The 17160-nt window shown below is 59.7% G+C and carries 17 protein-coding genes; 16 read left to right on the top strand and 1 reads right to left on the bottom strand.

Annotation, left to right across the window (positions count from 1 at the left end; genetic code table 11):
- Window positions 1-55 precede the first annotated feature (55 nt).
- The 8 genes from ccoN (ACYZT3_RS10725) (at window position 56) to ccoP (ACYZT3_RS10690) (ending at window position 6981) form a co-directional block, all read left to right on the top strand.
- On the top strand, window positions 56-1480 hold the full coding sequence (gene ccoN / locus ACYZT3_RS10725; RefSeq protein ID WP_462032069.1) for a cytochrome-c oxidase, cbb3-type subunit I: 1425 nt from the start codon (window positions 56-58) through the stop codon (window positions 1478-1480).
- 10 nt (window positions 1481-1490) lie between these two features.
- Window positions 1491-2099 carry a cytochrome-c oxidase, cbb3-type subunit II gene (gene ccoO / locus ACYZT3_RS10720; protein WP_282380411.1) on the top strand — a complete coding sequence of 203 codons (609 nt, stop codon included), beginning with the start codon at window positions 1491-1493 and terminating at the stop codon, window positions 2097-2099.
- Window positions 2100-2102: 3 nt separating this feature from the next.
- Window positions 2103-2327 carry a cbb3-type cytochrome oxidase subunit 3 gene (locus ACYZT3_RS10715; protein WP_462032068.1) on the top strand — a complete coding sequence of 75 codons (225 nt, stop codon included), beginning with the start codon at window positions 2103-2105 and terminating at the stop codon, window positions 2325-2327.
- Entirely contained in the window at window positions 2324-3277 is a 954-nt protein-coding gene (gene ccoP, locus ACYZT3_RS10710) for a cytochrome-c oxidase, cbb3-type subunit III (RefSeq protein ID WP_282380415.1), read from the top strand. Before ACYZT3_RS10715 ends, ccoP (ACYZT3_RS10710) begins: the two co-directional genes overlap by 4 nt.
- Before the next feature lie 482 nt (window positions 3278-3759).
- Entirely contained in the window at window positions 3760-5202 is a 1443-nt protein-coding gene (gene ccoN, locus ACYZT3_RS10705; protein WP_282380417.1) for a cytochrome-c oxidase, cbb3-type subunit I, read from the top strand.
- Window positions 5202-5810, top strand: coding sequence for a cytochrome-c oxidase, cbb3-type subunit II (gene ccoO / locus ACYZT3_RS10700; protein WP_017337535.1), 609 nt, complete (start codon window positions 5202-5204; stop codon window positions 5808-5810). Before ccoN (ACYZT3_RS10705) ends, ccoO (ACYZT3_RS10700) begins: the two co-directional genes overlap by 1 nt.
- 5 nt (window positions 5811-5815) lie before the next feature.
- Window positions 5816-6001, top strand: coding sequence for a CcoQ/FixQ family Cbb3-type cytochrome c oxidase assembly chaperone (locus ACYZT3_RS10695; protein WP_003175465.1), 186 nt, complete (start codon window positions 5816-5818; stop codon window positions 5999-6001).
- On the top strand, window positions 5998-6981 hold the full coding sequence (gene ccoP / locus ACYZT3_RS10690) for a cytochrome-c oxidase, cbb3-type subunit III (protein WP_282380423.1): 984 nt from the start codon (window positions 5998-6000) through the stop codon (window positions 6979-6981). Before ACYZT3_RS10695 ends, ccoP (ACYZT3_RS10690) begins: the two co-directional genes overlap by 4 nt.
- A gap of 57 nt (window positions 6982-7038) precedes the next feature.
- Here ccoP (ACYZT3_RS10690) and ACYZT3_RS10685 read toward each other — a convergent pair whose 3' ends face one another.
- A complete protein-coding gene (locus ACYZT3_RS10685; protein WP_462032067.1) occupies window positions 7039-8049 on the bottom strand; it encodes a metallophosphoesterase family protein in 1011 nt (336 codons plus the stop codon).
- Window positions 8050-8525: 476 nt separating this feature from the next.
- Between ACYZT3_RS10685 and ccoG the strand changes: the two genes are divergently transcribed.
- The 8 genes from ccoG to ACYZT3_RS10645 all read left to right on the top strand — a co-directional run bounded on the left by ccoG (window position 8526) and on the right by ACYZT3_RS10645 (window position 17114).
- Window positions 8526-9932 (top strand): cytochrome c oxidase accessory protein CcoG, encoded by a 1407-nt coding sequence (gene ccoG / locus ACYZT3_RS10680; protein WP_462032360.1) that lies wholly within the window; start codon window positions 8526-8528, stop codon window positions 9930-9932.
- Window positions 9933-9943: 11 nt separating this feature from the next.
- Window positions 9944-10483 (top strand): FixH family protein, encoded by a 540-nt coding sequence (locus tag ACYZT3_RS10675; RefSeq protein ID WP_462032066.1) that lies wholly within the window; start codon window positions 9944-9946, stop codon window positions 10481-10483.
- A 135-nt stretch (window positions 10484-10618) separates the two neighbouring features.
- On the top strand, window positions 10619-13069 hold the full coding sequence (locus ACYZT3_RS10670) for a heavy metal translocating P-type ATPase (protein WP_282380431.1): 2451 nt from the start codon (window positions 10619-10621) through the stop codon (window positions 13067-13069).
- A 22-nt stretch (window positions 13070-13091) separates the two neighbouring features.
- Complete coding sequence (gene ccoS / locus ACYZT3_RS10665) at window positions 13092-13310, top strand: cbb3-type cytochrome oxidase assembly protein CcoS (RefSeq protein WP_007905420.1); 219 nt, start codon at window positions 13092-13094, stop codon at window positions 13308-13310.
- Complete coding sequence (locus ACYZT3_RS10660; RefSeq protein WP_282380434.1) at window positions 13303-13986, top strand: sulfite exporter TauE/SafE family protein; 684 nt, start codon at window positions 13303-13305, stop codon at window positions 13984-13986. Before ccoS ends, ACYZT3_RS10660 begins: the two co-directional genes overlap by 8 nt.
- A gap of 255 nt (window positions 13987-14241) precedes the next feature.
- Window positions 14242-15624: an oxygen-independent coproporphyrinogen III oxidase gene (gene hemN, locus ACYZT3_RS10655; RefSeq protein WP_282380502.1), complete on the top strand. Its 1383-nt coding sequence runs from the start codon at window positions 14242-14244 to the stop codon at window positions 15622-15624.
- Window positions 15625-15751: 127 nt separating this feature from the next.
- The gene (gene fnr, locus ACYZT3_RS10650) at window positions 15752-16486 is read left to right on the top strand and encodes a fumarate/nitrate reduction transcriptional regulator Fnr (protein ID WP_282380436.1); all 735 of its coding nucleotides are present in this window, start codon (window positions 15752-15754) and stop codon (window positions 16484-16486) included.
- Between the two features lie 79 nt (window positions 16487-16565).
- On the top strand, window positions 16566-17114 hold the full coding sequence (locus ACYZT3_RS10645; RefSeq protein WP_154852465.1) for an adenine phosphoribosyltransferase: 549 nt from the start codon (window positions 16566-16568) through the stop codon (window positions 17112-17114).
- Window positions 17115-17160 lie beyond the last annotated feature (46 nt).

Here is a 17160-nt window from a genome sequence, read left to right as displayed (position 1 = left end):
AGCGTCTGCCTTGCGCAAACGCCTTTCACTTCGGCTGAACCGTGGATGGGGAACCATGAACACTTCTATCAGTACCGCCTACAACTACAAGGTGGTCCGCCAATTCGCCATTATGACGGTGGTGTGGGGCATCGTCGGCATGGGCCTCGGGGTTTTTCTCGCGGCTCAATTGGTCTGGCCTGAACTTAACTTCAATCTGCCGTGGACCAGCTTCGGGCGTCTACGCCCGCTGCACACCAACGCAGTGATCTTCGCTTTTGGCGGCTGCGCCTTGTTTGCGAGTTCTTTCTATTCGGTGCAACGTACTTGCCAGACCCAGCTGTTCGCGCCGAAAATTGCCGCGTTTTGCTTCTGGGGTTGGCAAGTGGTGATCCTGCTGGCGGCCATCAGCTTGCCGCTGGGTTACACCAGCTCCAAGGAATACGCCGAGCTGGAATGGCCGATCGACATTTTGATCACCATCGTCTGGGTCGCTTACGCCGTGGTGTTCTTCGGCACGCTGGCGACGCGCAAGACCAAGCACATCTACGTCGGCAACTGGTTCTTCGGTGCATTCATCATCACCGTGGCGATTCTGCACATCGTCAACAACCTTGAGCTGCCGGTGAGTTTCACCAAGTCCTACTCGGTGTATGCCGGTGCGACCGATGCCATGGTTCAGTGGTGGTACGGGCACAACGCCGTAGGCTTTTTCCTTACCGCCGGTTTCCTCGGGATGATGTACTACTTCGTGCCGAAACAGGCCGAGCGTCCGGTGTATTCCTACCGCTTGTCGATCGTGCACTTCTGGGCGCTGATCACCCTGTACATCTGGGCCGGCCCGCACCACTTGCACTACACCGCGCTGCCGGACTGGGCGCAGTCGCTGGGCATGGTGATGTCGCTGATCCTGCTCGCGCCAAGCTGGGGCGGGATGATCAACGGCATGATGACGCTCTCGGGCGCCTGGCATAAGTTGCGCAGCGACCCGATCCTGCGCTTCCTCGTGGTCTCGCTGGCGTTCTACGGCATGTCGACCTTCGAAGGGCCGATGATGGCCATCAAAACGGTCAACGCGCTGTCTCACTACACCGACTGGACCATCGGCCACGTTCACGCTGGCGCCCTAGGCTGGGTAGCGATGATCTCCATCGGCGCGCTGTACCACATGATCCCGAAAATCTTTGGCCGCACGCAGATGCACAGCATCGGCCTGATCAACGCGCACTTCTGGCTCGCCACCATCGGCACCGTGCTGTACATCGCTTCGATGTGGGTCAACGGCATCGCTCAGGGCCTCATGTGGCGCGCAGTCAATGAAGACGGCACGCTGACCTACTCCTTCGTCGAAACCCTGGTGGCCAGCCACCCAGGCTTCGTCGTGCGACTGGTGGGCGGTGCGATCTTCTTCAGCGGCATGTTGCTGATGGCCTACAACACCTGGCGCACCGTGCGGGCCTCACAGCCTGCCGAAGTCGCCGCTGCCGCGCAGATCGCCTGAGGAGGCCGCCATGAAACACGAAACAATCGAGAAAAACGTCGGCCTGCTGATGTTGTTGATGGTGCTGGCCGTGAGCATTGGCGGCCTGACCCAGATCGTCCCGCTGTTCTTCCAGGACGTGACCAATAAGCCGGTGGAAGGCATGAAGCCCTACACCGCGCTGCAACTGGAAGGTCGCGACCTCTACATCCGCGAAGGCTGCGTCGGCTGCCATTCGCAGATGATCCGCCCGTTTCGCGCCGAGACCGAACGCTACGGCCACTACTCGGTGGCCGGTGAAAGTGTCTGGGATCACCCATTCCTGTGGGGCTCGAAACGTACCGGTCCGGACCTGGCTCGGGTCGGCGGTCGCTACTCCGAAGACTGGCACCGCGCGCATTTGTACAACCCGCGCAACGTGGTGCCGGAATCGAAAATGCCCGGCTATCCGTGGCTCGTGGACAATCAACTCGACAGCAGCCACACCGAAAGCAAGATCAAGGCGATGCGCACCCTCGGCGTGCCGTACACCGACGACGACATCGCAGGCTCAGTCGCCTCGCTCAAGGGCAAGACCGAAATGGATGCACTGGTCGCTTACCTGCAAGTGCTTGGCACATCCATCAAGAGCAAGAGGTGAGTCATGGCCATGTTCTTTGGAATAAGTAGCGAATTGAGCAGTGGAATGATCCGCGGCCTGGGCACGGTCGTGGTGTTCGTGGCCTTTGTCGGCCTGACGCTCTGGGTGTTCAATGGCAAGCGCAATCCGGAATTTGCCGAAGCGCGTTTGCTGCCGTTCGCCGACGAGCCGCAGCCTGACAGCGTCATCACCCAAGAACCTGCAACAACAAGGAGTACCCGGCCATGACCACCTTCTGGAGTACGTGGATCTGCGTACTGACCATCGGCAGCCTGATCGGCCTGACCTGGCTGCTGATCGGCACCCGCAAGGGCGAAACCAAGGGCAGCGTCGACCAGACCATGGGCCACAGCTTCGACGGCATCGAGGAGTACGACAACCCGCTGCCGCAGTGGTGGTTCATGCTGTTCGCCGGCACGCTGGTGTTTGCCGTGGGCTATCTGGTGCTTTACCCAGGGCTGGGCAACTGGAAAGGCGTTCTGCCGGGTTACGAGGACGGGTGGACCGGCGTCCACGAGTGGGAAAAGGAAATGGCCAAGTCGGATGCGAAGTTCGGACCGATCTTCGCCAAATTCGCGGCGATGCCCGTGGAAGAAGTGGCCAAGGATCCGCAAGCGCTGACAATGGGCGGTCGCCTGTTTGCCTCCAATTGCGCGGTCTGCCACGGCTCTGATGCCAAGGGCGCCTTTGGCTTCCCGAACCTGGCTGACAACAGCTGGCGCTGGGGCGGTCATGCCGACACCATCAAAGCCACGATCATGGGCGGTCGTATGGCCGCGATGCCGGCCTGGGGTGAAATCCTCGGTGACGCCGGAGTGAAGAATGTCGCGGCGTATGTGCGGCATGACCTGGCCGGCCTGCCGTTGCCTGCCGACAGCGGTGCCGATCTGCACGCCGGACAGCAAGCGTTCAGTACCCTGTGTGTAGCCTGTCATGGGGCAAACGGCCAGGGCACTGAAGCCATGGGCGCGCCGAATCTGACGCAACCAGCCGGTTTTATCTATGGAACAGGCCTGACGCAGCTTGAACAAACGATTCGTCATGGCCGCCAGGGCCATATGCCGGCGCAGAACGAACTACTCGGTAACGACAAGGTGCAACTGCTGGCCGCTTACGTTTACAGCTTGTCTCAGGGTCTGAGCACCGAGCGTTTGCAGGCTGAAGGCAAACACGAATAAATCTCGACCGCTCTGCTGCCGCATTCTCCCGGATGCGGCAGTTCCCTGCCCCTTTGCGACCCATTGTCGCACCCTCCGTTAGTCCTCCTTTCAGTTCCCCAGATTCGGGGCTAAGCTTGCTCCGATGCGGACTGGCGTGAGCCGGTTCCAGGTCGACCCAACCCGATGTGTTTGACGAATCTGCTCGATGACAAGCCGCAAAGGCTGGTAGATACCGGCTGTCCTGCCAATTGCCATCTGTCACCCGATCGTTGGGTTTGAACACACCTCGTTACATCCGACCTGAACCCCTCACCAATTTCGTCTGCCGCGACATTTTGCCCTTGGGCAATTTTGTCCCTACGCGGCGCATGGAAAGGCCGCAGAATCAGCTTTTGAAAGCATTGACCCAGGTCATGGCGCGTTGCAATGACCCCTCGCTTTCTCCATACTTGCGGCCGATTTTTACTCCTAATAAAACACCCAAACCGTGGAACCTTAGAATGAGCACAGCAATCAGCCCGACTGCTTATAACTATAAGGTAGTCCGCCAGTTCGCCATCATGACGGTGGTCTGGGGGATCCTTGGCATGGGGCTCGGTGTCTTCATTGCCTCGCAACTGGTCTGGCCGGAGTTGAACTTCGGTCTGGAATGGACGAGCTTTGGACGCCTGCGCCCGTTGCACACCAACCTGGTGATTTTCGCCTTCGGTGGTTGTGCACTGTTTGCCACTTCTTATTACGTCGTGCAGCGAACCTGCCAAACGCGACTGATTTCCGACAGTCTCGCGGCCTTCACCTTTTGGGGTTGGCAAGCGGTGATCGTCGGCGCAGGCATTTCCTTGCCGCTGGGCTACACCACGTCCAAGGAATACGCTGAACTGGAATGGCCTATCGCCATTTTGCTGGCCATTGTCTGGATCACCTACGCCGTGGTGTTCTTCGGCACCATCACCAAGCGCAACACCAAGCACATCTATGTGGGTAACTGGTTCTACGGTGCCTTCATCGTTGTGACGGCGATGCTGCACATCGTCAACCACGCTTCCCTGCCGGTCAGCTTGTTCAAGTCCTACTCGGCCTACGCCGGTGCGACTGACGCGATGATCCAGTGGTGGTACGGCCACAACGCGGTGGGTTTCTTCCTGACCACCGGCTTCCTGGGAATGATGTACTACTTCGTTCCGAAGCAGGCCGAGCGTCCGATCTACTCCTATCGTCTGTCGATCGTGCACTTCTGGGCGCTGATCACCCTGTACATCTGGGCCGGTCCGCACCACCTGCACTACACCGCTCTGCCGGACTGGGCTCAGTCGCTGGGTATGGCAATGTCGATCATCCTGCTGGCGCCAAGCTGGGGCGGCATGATCAACGGCATGATGACCCTGTCGGGCGCCTGGCATAAGCTGCGCACCGACCCGATCCTGCGCTTCCTCGTTGTATCGCTGGCCTTCTACGGCATGTCGACCTTCGAAGGCCCGATGATGGCCATCAAGACCGTCAACTCACTGTCTCACTACACTGACTGGACCATCGGCCACGTGCACGCCGGTGCGTTGGGCTGGGTGGCGATGATCTCGATCGGCGCCATCTACCACATGATCCCGAAACTGTTCGGTCGTGTGCAGATGCACAGCATCGGCCTGATCAACACGCACTTCTGGCTCGCGACCATCGGTACCGTTCTGTACATCGCTTCGATGTGGGTCAACGGCATCACCCAAGGTCTGATGTGGCGTGCAATCAACGACGACGGCACCCTCACCTACTCGTTCGTCGAAGCGCTGCAAGCCAGCCATCCTGGTTTCATCGTTCGCGCCCTGGGCGGTGCGTTCTTTGCCAGCGGCATGTTGTTCATGGCCTACAACGTATGGCGTACCGTACGTGCCTCGAACCCGGCTGAAGCCGAAGCCGCGGCTCAGATTGCTGTAGTTGGAGCTCACTGATGAAGCATGAAGCAGTCGAGAAGAACATTGGCCTGCTGGCCTTCTTCATGGTTATCGCCGTCAGCATCGGCGGCTTGACCCAGATCGTTCCGCTGTTTTTCCAGGACGTCACCAACAAGCCGGTCGAAGGCATGAAGCCTCGCACCGCCCTTGAACTGGAAGGCCGCGACATCTACATCGCCAACGGTTGTGTCGGCTGCCACTCGCAGATGATCCGCCCGTTCCGTGCTGAAACCGAACGATACGGCCACTATTCGGTTGCCGGTGAAAGCGTCTGGGACCACCCGTTCCTGTGGGGTTCCAAGCGTACCGGTCCGGACCTGGCCCGTGTCGGCGGTCGTTACTCCGATGACTGGCAGCGTGCGCATTTGTACAACCCGCGCAACGTGGTGCCTGAGTCGAAAATGCCGGCCTACCCGTTCCTCGTGGAAAACAAGCTCGACGGCAAAGACACCGCCAAGAAAATGGAAGTCTTGCGCACGCTCGGCGTCCCTTACACCGACGAAGACATCGCCGGTGCCCAGGATGCTGTGAAGGGCAAAACCGAAATGGACGCGCTGGTGGCCTATCTGCAAGGCCTGGGCACCATCATCAAAAGCAAACGGTGATTTAGATGGATATCGGGATGATTCGTGGCCTGGGCACCGTTGTTGTGATGGTGGCCTTCATCGGTCTGGCGTTGTGGGTGTTCAGCCCCAAGCGCAAGTCGGAGTTTGAAGACGCGACCTTGCTGCCTTTCGCGGATGATCCCGAAGCCATCAAGCACGTCGAGCAAGCTTCTAGGAGTAACAAAGAATGACTACGTTCTGGAGTCTGTACGTCACAGTCCTCAGCCTCGGCACAATCTTCACCCTGACCTGGCTGCTGCTGTCAACCCGCAAGGGCCAGCGCAGCGAAGCCACTGAAGAAACGGTTGGCCACTCCTTCGACGGGATCGAGGAGTACGACAACCCACTGCCGAAATGGTGGTTCATGCTGTTCGTGGGCACCATCATCTTCGCCCTGGGCTACCTGGTTCTGTACCCAGGCCTGGGTAACTGGAAAGGCCTGCTGCCGGGTTACAACTACCTCGATAACGACAAGCAGACCGCGTTCGCCAACGGCCAGAGCGGCTGGACCGGCGTTCACGAGTGGGAAAAGGAAATGGCCAAGTCGGACGCCAAGTTCGGCCCGATCTTCGCCAAATTCGCTTCCATGCCCATCGAAGAAGTGGCCAAGGACCCGCAAGCCCTGAAGATGGGTGGCCGTCTGTTCGCCTCCAACTGCTCGGTCTGCCACGGTTCCGATGCCAAGGGCGCTTATGGCTTCCCTAACCTGACCGACGCCGACTGGCGCTGGGGCGGCGAAGCGGAAACCATCAAGACCACCATCATGGGCGGCCGTCATGCGGTCATGCCGGCATGGGCCGAAGTCATTGGTGAGCAAGGCGTTGCCGACGTTGCCGGCTACGTGCTGACCAACCTCGATGGCCGCAAGCTGCCGGAAGGCACCAAGGCTGATCCGGTTGCCGGCCAGAAGCTGTTCGCCGCCAACTGCGCGGTGTGCCACGGCCCGGCAGGTAAAGGTACCCCCGCGATGGGCGCACCTGACCTGACCCACCCGGCCGCGTTCATCTACGGTTCGAGCTTCGCTCAACTGCAGCAGACCATCCGTTACGGCCGTCAAGGCCAGATGCCTGCGCAAGAACAGCTGCAAGGCAACGACAAGGTTCACTTGCTGGCGGCTTACGTTTATAGCCTGTCTCACGGTGAGAAAGCGCCGGTGGCGGACGCCCAATAAGGCAAACGCTTGATGCAATACCAAAAGCCCCGCCAGGGAACTGGCGGGGCTTTTTTTTTACTGGATGCCTGACCAGACCGATTTGACCGGTACCGTCTCTATCGTGTTGCGACTCGACCAGTCATTGTTCTCGACCCTATTGACGTGCAAGGCCTTGCGATCCTCGGAAAAGCTGGCGATCAGGTAGGTCTGCTGCGACGCGCCACCGCTGAGAAAGACCGGAACCTTGCCGTAGTACCACGAACTCCTGAAGCTGCCCGCATCGCTATGGTAATGACCGGCAAACACAGCCGTGACGCCATACTGATTAATGATCCGGTTGAAACGCTCGACCTGCTGCGGGTTGCCCCAGCGATCGGGCTCATGCAGGTTGACGATGATGATGTAGCCCTGTGCTCGTGCGAGCCGCAAATCAGTCTCCAGCCAGTCCAGCGCCTGAGTGATGCGGAACGAGGTCGGATTAAGAAAGTGCGAGATTTCCACCTCGTACGTCGGTTCATTGTTGAGTTGCACCATATGAACATCGCCGACCGTAGTTGAATACGCCAGGCTGCCGTTATATTTATTAACCAGACCGCCACCACTCACGCGCAAATCAAAGTTATCTACTTTGCCCCAGTGATGTTCCTTGTAATCGACAATGCTCCCAGCCGCACAACTTTCAGAAAAACAATCACCCACGTTATTTTTATAATCGTGATTACCCAAGCCATACAAGAAATCTTTTCCGAAGTACTTATTCAGTGCCGTCCGAATATACGAACGCTCGGAAATATGCCCGAAGGCAGTCATATCACCATTGATCATCAAGGGCACAGGCCCCTGACCGGCGTGCCGTCCGCGGAAATCCGCGATATTGGCAAACTGGCTTTCGATCAGCCCTTGGGAACGCTTGTCACGGTCCGATGCCGATTGCTCTTCACCACTGTCGGACTTCTCCGTCCAAGGGTATTGCGGGTCAGAGGCAAAGACCATATGACGAGGTGCGTTTTCAATAGAATGCGCAGCAGGCGCCATCGACAACACCCATAGACACGCAAGAAAACCTGCGCGCTTCTTGATATTCATAGAATTCCGTTTCCGTTAATAACTGATAGATGCACCACAACTTTGCAGCGCACTCGCCACAACTTATTCGAAGAACACAAAAACCACAAACATCACATCCAAGCCAATTAAATTAATATATTTCCGCCCCCCAATACTTGAGACTAACAACTGGCGATTATTGTTTGTAATGTTTCTGTGGAGCAGGACATGCCGACATGGATGGTGGTCACGGGCAACGTGTCGGATTCCAGGCGAGTGGCGTTGCGCTGCTCAACCCTTTGAATGATTGATCCCCAAGTCGGGAAAACCGTCCATAATTCACAAGTCAATTGATTCAAGTCATTACACCGTCAGTAGATTTCCACCAACGTGACCAAAGGTCGCACCCTTGAGCCAGAGCGACAGGCGTATCATTGCGCCACTGCAACACCTCTTTTTGACCGCGGTCGGCATGTACTGACCGAGGCATTTTTCCACTGCCGTGGGATGCAATGATGAGCAACCAGATTCCGGTACACGACGTCACACCTGCCAAGAACAACAGCGTCGACCTCTACGCCTCTCGAGAAAAAATCTACACCCGCGCCTTCACCGGTCTGTTCCGCAACCTGCGGATGATGGGCGGTGCCGGGCTGTTTCTGCTGTATTTCGGTACGGTCTGGCTGAGCTGGGGCGGCCATCAGGCCGTCTGGTGGAACCTGCCGGAGCGCAAATTCTTCATCTTTGGCGCAACCTTCTGGCCTCAGGACTTCATCCTGCTCTCGGGGATCCTGATCGTCAGCGCCTTCGGCCTGTTCTTCATTACCGTGTACGCCGGGCGAGTCTGGTGCGGCTATACCTGCCCACAGAGTGTCTGGACCTGGATTTTCATGTGGTGCGAGAAGGTCACCGAAGGCGACCGCAACCAGCGCATCAAGCTCGACAAAGCGCCCATGAGCGCCAACAAATTCTTGCGCAAACTCAGCAAACACTCGATGTGGCTGTTGATTGGCTTCGTGACCGGCATGACCTTCGTGGGTTACTTCTCGCCCATTCGCGAACTGACCATCGACTTCTTCACCGGTGAAGCCGACGGCTGGTCGTATTTCTGGGTCGGCTTCTTCACCCTCGCCACCTACGGCAATGCCGGCTGGTTGCGCGAGCAGGTGTGCATTTACATGTGCCCGTACGCGCGCTTCCAGAGTGTGATGTTCGACAAAGACACCCTGATCGTTTCCTACGACCCGCGTCGTGGTGAAAGCCGCGGTCCGCGCAAGAAAGGCGTCGACTACAAGGCCATGGGCCTGGGCGACTGCATCGACTGCACCATGTGCGTCCAGGTTTGCCCGACCGGTATCGACATCCGCGACGGCCTGCAAGTCGAATGCATCGGCTGTGCGGCCTGCATCGATGCCTGCGACAGCATCATGGACAAAATGGATTACCCGCGCGGCCTGATCAGTTACACCACCGAGCACAACCTGTCCGGGCAAAAAACCCATAAACTGCGCCCGCGCCTGATCGGCTATGCCACGGTGCTGCTGGCGATGATCGCTTTGCTGATGACCGCGTTCTTCATGCGTTCGCTGGTCGGTTTCGACGTCAGCAAGGACCGCGTGCTGTACCGTGAGAACGCCGAAGGCCGGATCGAAAACGTCTACAGCCTGAAGATCATGAACAAGGATCAACGCGACCACACCTACCTGCTCGAAGCCGCTGGCCTGCCGGACCTCAAACTGCAAGGCAAGCGCGAGATCAAGGTCGCCGCCGGTGAGATTTTCAGCCAGCCCGTCGAACTGTCCATCGCTCCGGAAAAACTGCCATCGAGCACCAACGAGGTGAAATTCATCCTCAAGGATGCCGATGACAACAACGTCCACATTGAAGCCAAGAGCCGATTCATCGGCCCACAAGTTCGTTGAGAGAAGTGATCATGCCCGCACCAACTGCCGCAAGTCCCTGGTACAAGCACCTTTGGCCGTGGATCATCATCGCCATCCTGGCGTGCTCCGTGACGCTGACCTTGTCCATGGTGACGATCGCGGTGAAAAACCCGGATAACCTGGTCAACGACAACTATTACGAGGCCGGCAAAGGCATCAACCGCTCCCTCGACCGTGAACTGCTGGCGCAGACCCTGCTGCTGCGCGCCAGCGTTCATCTGGACGACGTGACCGGCGAAGTCGATTTGCGCCTGAGCGGCAACAGCCAACCCAAAACCCTGGAGCTGAACCTGATCTCGCCGACCCAGCCCGAGAAGGATCGCAAGATCACCCTGGCGCGCAGCGAAACCGAACAGGGCCGCTACATTGGCCAGTTGAGCGACAAGGTCGACGGTCGCCGCTTTGTAGAACTGCTGGGCGTACAGGACGACAAGACCTGGCGCATGTTCGAAGAAGAACAGGTCAGCCATGACAAGGATTTGCTGCTGGGTGATGAGCCGCTGCAGGGTGCGGAAGACCTGAAGAAGTAAGCCTTACCCTGATCGTTCCCACGCTCTGCGTGGGAACGCAGCCAGGGACGCTCCGCGTCCCAGCCGAAGCGGACGCGGAGCGTCCGGGGAGGCATTCCCACGCAGAGCGTGGGAACGATCATCGGACAACGCCTCATGACCACCCAACTTTCCTGCTACCACTGCGCCCTGCCCGTCCCGGCCGGCAGCCGCTTCACCGCTGCCGTCCTCGGTGAAGCCCGCGAGTTCTGCTGCCCGGGTTGCCAGGCCGTGGCCGAAGCAATCGTGGCTGGCGGCCTGGAAAGCTATTACCAGCATCGCAGCGAGTCATCGGCCAACCCCGAAGCGCTGCCGGTGCAGTTGGTGGACGAACTGGCGCTGTACGACCGCGCCGATGTACAAGCACCCTTCGTCCGCCACGAAGGCGACCTTGCCGAAACCACTCTGTTGATGGAAGGCATCAGTTGCGCGGCTTGCGGCTGGTTGATCGAGAAACACCTGCGCGGCTTGCCGGCGGTGGCCGAAGCGCGCCTGAACCTGTCCAACCATCGCCTGCACGTGCGCTGGGCCGATGCGCAACTGCCGCTGAGCCAGGTACTCAGCGAATTGCGCCACATCGGTTACGCCGCGCACCCGTATCAAGCCGACCGCGCCAGCGAACAACTGGCCAGCGAAAACCGCCTGGCCCTGCGCCAACTCGGCGTGGCCGGGCTGCTGTGGTTCCAGGCGATGATGGCGACCATGGCCACCTGGCCGGAATTCAACATTGATCTCAGCCCCGAGCTGCACACTATCCTGCGCTGGGTCGCGTTATTTCTCACCACCCCGATCGTGTTCTACAGCTGCGCGCCATTCTTCAAAGGCGCGATGCGCGATTTGCGCACCCGCCACCTGACCATGGACGTCTCGGTCTCGCTGGCGATTGGCAGTGCTTATATCGCCGGGATCTGGACTTCGATCACCGGCGTCGGAGAACTGTATTTCGATGCGGTGGGCATGTTCGCGCTGTTCCTGCTGGCCGGACGGTATCTGGAACGCCGTGCCCGCGAACGCACCGCCGCCGCCACCGCGCAACTGGTCAACCTGTTGCCCGCCTCGTGTCTGCGCCTGAATGCCGACGGCCAGAGCGATCGGATCCTGCTCAGCGAACTGCGCGTCGGCGATCAAGTGCTGGTGCATCCCGGCGCAATCCTTCCGGCTGACGGTAAGATCCTCGACGGTCAGTCGAACATCGACGAATCCCTGCTGACCGGCGAATACCTGCCACAGCCGCGCACACCGGGCGATGCCGTCACCGCCGGCACCCTGAATGTCGAAGGTGCATTGACCGTGGAAGTCCTGGCGCTGGGGCAAGACACCCGACTGTCCGCCATCGTCCGCCTGCTGGACCGTGCTCAGGCCGAGAAGCCGCGACTGGCGGAAATAGCCGACCGCGCCGCGCAATGGTTCCTGCTGCTATCGCTGATTGCCGCTGCCGTCATCGGCCTGATCTGGTGGGAACTGGATTCGTCGCGGGCCTTCTGGATTGTGTTGGCAATGCTCGTTGCGACATGCCCGTGTGCCTTGTCCCTCGCCACGCCGACCGCCCTCACTGCCGCCACCGGAACACTGCACAAACTCGGTTTGCTGCTGACTCGCGGTCATGTGCTGGAAGGCCTGAACCAGATCGACACGGTGATTTTCGACAAGACCGGCACGCTCACCGAAGGGCGCTTGGCGTTGCGCTCAATCCGCCCGCTCGGCGCACTCAACAGCGATCAGTGCCTGAGCCTGGCCGCTGCTCTGGAAAACCGCTCTGAACATCCGATCGCCCGCGCATTTGGCCGCGCGCCGCTCGCTGCCGAAGAAGTCCACAGCACACCAGGGCTAGGCCTCGAAGGGTTGGTCGGTGAGCAACGCCTGCGCATCGGCCAACCGGGTTTTGTCTGTGAACTCAGTGGCGCTGCCGTGCCGTTGATGCCGGATGAAGCCGGTCAATGGCTGTTGCTCGGCGACAACCAGGGGCCGTTGGCATGGTTTGTTCTCGACGACCGTTTGCGTGCCGACGCACCCGCGCTACTCGCCGCCTGCAAGTCTCGCGGCTGGCGCACGCTGTTGTTGTCCGGTGACAGCTCGCCGATGGTCGCCAGTGTCGCCGCGGAACTCGGCATCGATGAAGCCCGTGGCGGCTTACGTCCGGACGACAAATTGCAGGTCCTGCAACAGCTCCACAAGGAAGGCCGTAAGGTGTTGATGCTCGGTGACGGCGTCAACGACGTGCCAGTGCTGGCCGCCGCCGACATCAGCGTGGCCATGGGTTCGGCCACCGACCTGGCGAAAACCAGCGCCGACGCGGTATTGCTGTCGAACCGCCTCGACGCACTGGTACAAGCCTTCAGCCTGGCGCGGCGCACCCGTCGGGTAATCATCGAGAACCTGCTGTGGGCCGGGCTGTACAATGGCCTTATGTTGCCGTTCGCTGCCCTCGGCTGGATCACTCCGGTGTGGGCCGCGGTCGGCATGTCCATCAGTTCGTTGACCGTGGTGCTGAACGCTCTGCGCCTGACTCGCATGCCAAAGACGCCTGCGGTCAGCGCCACGCCAGAAACCCGCCCGCTGCCGGCCTGAGCCGCGTGGGCATGGAGTCCAGATGCCAGCTCTCTATGTGATGATCCCGGCCGCGCTGCTGATCGTGGCCATCGCTATTTACATCTTCTTCTGGGCAGTCGACAGCGGTCAGTACGATGACCTCGACGGCCCGGCCCACAGCATTCTGTTCGACGACCAGGACCCTAACCACAAGGCGGCCGTCGACGAAGCCAGCGGCCATCCGGCCAAACCGGACGACAAGGCCCCTCCCCATGCTTGAGTTGGCGCCGCTGCTGGTGTCTGCGGTGATTCTCGGTCTGCTCGGTGGCGGGCATTGCCTGGGCATGTGCGGCGGTTTGATGGGCGCGCTGACCCTGGCGATTCCCAAAGAACAACGCAGCCGACGCTTTCGGCTGCTGCTGGCCTACAACCTGGGGCGAATTCTCAGCTATGCAACGGCCGGCCTGCTGATCGGCCTGGCCGGCTGGGCGGTGGCCAACAGCCCGGCGGCGATGTTCATGCGCGTCATCGCCGCATTGCTGTTGGTCGCCATGGGCTTGTACCTCGCCGGTTGGTGGAGCGGCCTGACCCGCATCGAAAGCCTCGGTCGCGGCCTGTGGCGGCATATCCAGCCGGTTGCCAATAAACTGCTGCCGGTGTCGAGTGTACCCCGTGCGTTGCTGCTGGGCGCGCTCTGGGGCTGGTTGCCGTGCGGGTTGGTTTACAGCACGTTGCTGTGGTCGGCGAGTCAGGGCAATGCGCTGGACAGTGCGCTTTTGATGCTCGCGTTCGGGCTGGGCACCTGGCCAGTGTTGCTCGCCACAGGGCTGGCGGCTGAGCGGGTCACGGCGTTGTTGCGCAAGCGTAGCGTGCGCATGACTGGCGGATTACTGGTGATTCTGTTCGGCATCTGGACCTTGCCGGGACCGCATCAGCATTGGCTCATGGGCCACTAAATTTGCGGCGCGCCCCTGTAGCAGCTGCCGAAGGCTGCGTTCGGCGGCGAAGCCGTCGTAAACCCTCCACCGCAGATCCCCGGATCAACCGCGTGCACCGTATTGGCGAGGACTGCGTCCTCGAACGCAGCCTTCGGCAGCTGCTTCAGGTTCACGCTGCCCACCCGACCAACTTTGATGCAAATCAAGATGCCCCACCGCGCCTCCCCATAGACTCGCTGACACTGCCAGCCTATCCGGGGGAATGCCCGCATGTTGCTCGACGCCATTCGTTGGGATACCGATCTGATCCGCCGTTATGACCTGGCGGGACCGCGTTACACCTCGTACCCGACCGCCGCGCAATTCGACGGTCATGTCGGTACCTTCGACCTCTTCCATGCACTGCGCGAAAGCCGTAAGGCCCTGCGTCCGTTGTCGCTGTACGTGCATGTGCCGTTCTGCGCGAACATTTGCTACTACTGCGCCTGCAACAAAGTCATCACCAAGGATCGCGGCCGGGCCCTGCCCTATTTGCAGCGTCTGGAGCAGGAAATCCAGTTGATCGCCTGCCACCTCGACCCCGCGCAGGAAGTCGAGCAACTGCATTTCGGCGGCGGCACCCCGACCTTTCTCAATCACGATGAACTGCGCCAGTTGATGGCCCAGTTGCGCAAAAGCTTCAACTTGCTGGACGACGATTCCGGCGACTACGGCATCGAAATCGACCCTCGCGAAGCCGACTGGTCGACCATGGGCCTGCTCCGTGAACTGGGCTTCAATCGGGTCAGTATCGGCCTGCAAGACCTCGACCCGGCGGTGCAACGGGCGGTCAATCGCCTGCAAAGCCTGGAAGAAACCCGCGCGGTGATCGACGCTGCCCGCACGCTGCAGTTTCGCTCGATCAACATTGACCTGATCTACGGCTTGCCGAGACAGACGCCCGAGAACTTCGCCCACACCGTCGATGAAGTCATCAACCTGCAACCGGACCGCCTCTCGGTGTTCAACTACGCGCACCTGCCAGAACGCTTCATACCGCAACGACGAATCAACAGCGACGAACTGCCGACACCGGCGCAGAAACTGGAAATACTCCAGGGCACGATCGAGCAGCTGACCAAGGCCGGTTACCGCTACATCGGCATGGACCACTTCGCGCTGCCCGACGATGAACTGGCGATTGCTCAGGAAGAATCGACCCTGCAACGCAACTTCCAGGGTTACACCACCCACGGCCATTGCGACTTGATTGGCCTGGGCGTCTCCGCCATCAGCCAGATCGGCGACTTGTATTGCCAGAACAGCAGCGACCTGAATCAGTACCAGAACACGTTGGCCAGCGCGCAGCTGGCCACCAGCCGTGGTCTGCTGTGCACCACCGATGACCGGCTGCGACGTGCGGTCATCCAACAACTGATCTGCACTTTCAGCCTGGAATTCGCCCAGATCGAACAAGCCTTCAACATCGACTTTCAGGGCTACTTCGGCGAACTCTGGCCACAGTTGCAGGGAATGGCCGACGATGGACTGATAGAGCTTGATAACGAACGGATTACTGTACAGCCCGCCGGACGATTGCTGGTGCGTTCGGTGTGCAGGGTGTTCGACGCGTACCTGGAGCAGCAAAATCGCCAGCGGTTTTCACGGGGGATCTAGCAATCACCTCACTGCCGGTCTACGAAACGCTGATTTACGACCCTGCGACAAAATCGTCGCGTGCCTGAACGTCCTCCCGTGGGTTACCCTTACGGCTTATGTGTGTTTTCCCACAAGGATTGAAGAAATGTCCGAGCCAGTAAAACTGCGCGCTCATAACCAGGCCCATTGCAAGGATTGCAGCCTGGCCCCCCTTTGCTTGCCACTTTCTTTGAATCTGGAAGACATGGATGCGCTGGACGAAATCGTTAAACGTGGCCGCCCGCTGAAAAAAGGCGAATTCCTGTTCCGCCAGGGCGACACGTTCGATTCCGTTTATGCAGTACGCTCTGGCGCCCTGAAGACCTTCAGCCTGAGCGATGGCGGCGAAGAACAACTCACCGGTTTCCACCTGCCGAGTGAACTGGTCGGTCTGTCGGGCATGGACACCGAAAAACACCCGGTCTCGGCGCAAGCCATGGAAACCACATCGGTGTGTGAAATCCCTTTCGAACGCCTCGACGAACTGGCGCTGCAACTGCCGCAACTGCGTCGTCAGTTGATGCGCGTGATGAGTCGCGAGATTCGCGACGACCAGCAAATGATGTTGCTGCTGTCGAAGAAAACCGCCGACGAGCGCATCGCCACGTTTCTGGTCAACCTGTCGGCCCGTTTCCGCGCCCGGGGGTTCTCGGCCAACCAGTTCCGCCTGAGCATGTCGCGCAACGAAATCGGTAATTACCTGGGCCTGGCGGTGGAAACCGTGTCCCGGGTATTCACTCGTTTCCAGCAAAACGAACTGATCGCCGCTGAAGGCAAGGAAATCCATATCCTCGACCCGATCCAGCTCTGCGCCCTGGCCGGCGGTTCGCTAGAAGGCTGATTTCGGCGATTGCGGCTGAGCGAAACGGTTCAGCCGCCGTTATACTGCGTCGTTTGCAGCCTGCCAGGATTCTTCGACTATGGCCTTCGACTCCTTCGACATCAAATCCCTCATACGCCCCGTGATCGACTTTCCCAAACCGGGCGTGATCTTTCGCGACATTACCCCGCTGTTCCAGTCCCCCACGGCCCTGCGTCTGGTGATGGACAGCTTTGCCCATCGTTATGTCGAGGCCGACTTCACCCATATCGGTGCGATGGACGCGCGTGGTTTTCTGATCGGTTCGGTCCTGGCCTATCAACTGAACAAGCCACTGGTGCTGTTCCGCAAGCAAGGCAAGCTGCCCGCCGACGTGCTGGCCGAGGGTTATGCGACCGAGTACGGCGAAGCGTTCCTCGAAGTCCACGCCGACAGCCTGTGCGAGGGCGATTCGGTGGTGATGTTCGATGACCTGATCGCCACGGGCGGTACGCTGATTGCGGCAGCAAACCTGATTCGACGCATGGGTGCCCGGGTTCATGAAGCGGCGGCGATCATTGATTTGCCGGAACTGGGCGGGTCGCAGCGTCTGGAAGACATGGGGATTCCGACGTTTTGCCTGACGCAGTTTGCCCTGGACGATAAGTAAGGCAGCTGGGCTTGATTGATCGTTCCCACGCTCTGCGTGGGAACGA

The organism is Pseudomonas sp. MDT1-16 (genome assembly GCF_054898115.1).
The sequence above is the reverse complement of the archived record's forward strand: the minus strand, read 5'-3'. Positions and strand labels throughout refer to the sequence as shown.

Coding starts and splice junctions, on each gene's coding strand:
- ccoN (WP_462032069.1), top strand. CDS start 56: ATGAACACTTCTATCAGTACCGCCTACAACTACAAGGTGGTCCGCCAA.
- ccoO (WP_282380411.1), top strand. CDS start 1,491: ATGAAACACGAAACAATCGAGAAAAACGTCGGCCTGCTGATGTTGTTG.
- ACYZT3_RS10715 (WP_462032068.1), top strand. CDS start 2,103: ATGGCCATGTTCTTTGGAATAAGTAGCGAATTGAGCAGTGGAATGATC.
- ccoP (WP_282380415.1), top strand. CDS start 2,324: ATGACCACCTTCTGGAGTACGTGGATCTGCGTACTGACCATCGGCAGC.
- ccoN (WP_282380417.1), top strand. CDS start 3,760: ATGAGCACAGCAATCAGCCCGACTGCTTATAACTATAAGGTAGTCCGC.
- ccoO (WP_017337535.1), top strand. CDS start 5,202: ATGAAGCATGAAGCAGTCGAGAAGAACATTGGCCTGCTGGCCTTCTTC.
- ACYZT3_RS10695 (WP_003175465.1), top strand. CDS start 5,816: ATGGATATCGGGATGATTCGTGGCCTGGGCACCGTTGTTGTGATGGTG.
- ccoP (WP_282380423.1), top strand. CDS start 5,998: ATGACTACGTTCTGGAGTCTGTACGTCACAGTCCTCAGCCTCGGCACA.
- ACYZT3_RS10685 (WP_462032067.1), bottom strand. CDS start 8,049: ATGAATATCAAGAAGCGCGCAGGTTTTCTTGCGTGTCTATGGGTGTTG.
- ccoG (WP_462032360.1), top strand. CDS start 8,526: ATGAGCAACCAGATTCCGGTACACGACGTCACACCTGCCAAGAACAAC.
- ACYZT3_RS10675 (WP_462032066.1), top strand. CDS start 9,944: ATGCCCGCACCAACTGCCGCAAGTCCCTGGTACAAGCACCTTTGGCCG.
- ACYZT3_RS10670 (WP_282380431.1), top strand. CDS start 10,619: ATGACCACCCAACTTTCCTGCTACCACTGCGCCCTGCCCGTCCCGGCC.
- ccoS (WP_007905420.1), top strand. CDS start 13,092: ATGCCAGCTCTCTATGTGATGATCCCGGCCGCGCTGCTGATCGTGGCC.
- ACYZT3_RS10660 (WP_282380434.1), top strand. CDS start 13,303: ATGCTTGAGTTGGCGCCGCTGCTGGTGTCTGCGGTGATTCTCGGTCTG.
- fnr (WP_282380436.1), top strand. CDS start 15,752: ATGTCCGAGCCAGTAAAACTGCGCGCTCATAACCAGGCCCATTGCAAG.
- ACYZT3_RS10645 (WP_154852465.1), top strand. CDS start 16,566: ATGGCCTTCGACTCCTTCGACATCAAATCCCTCATACGCCCCGTGATC.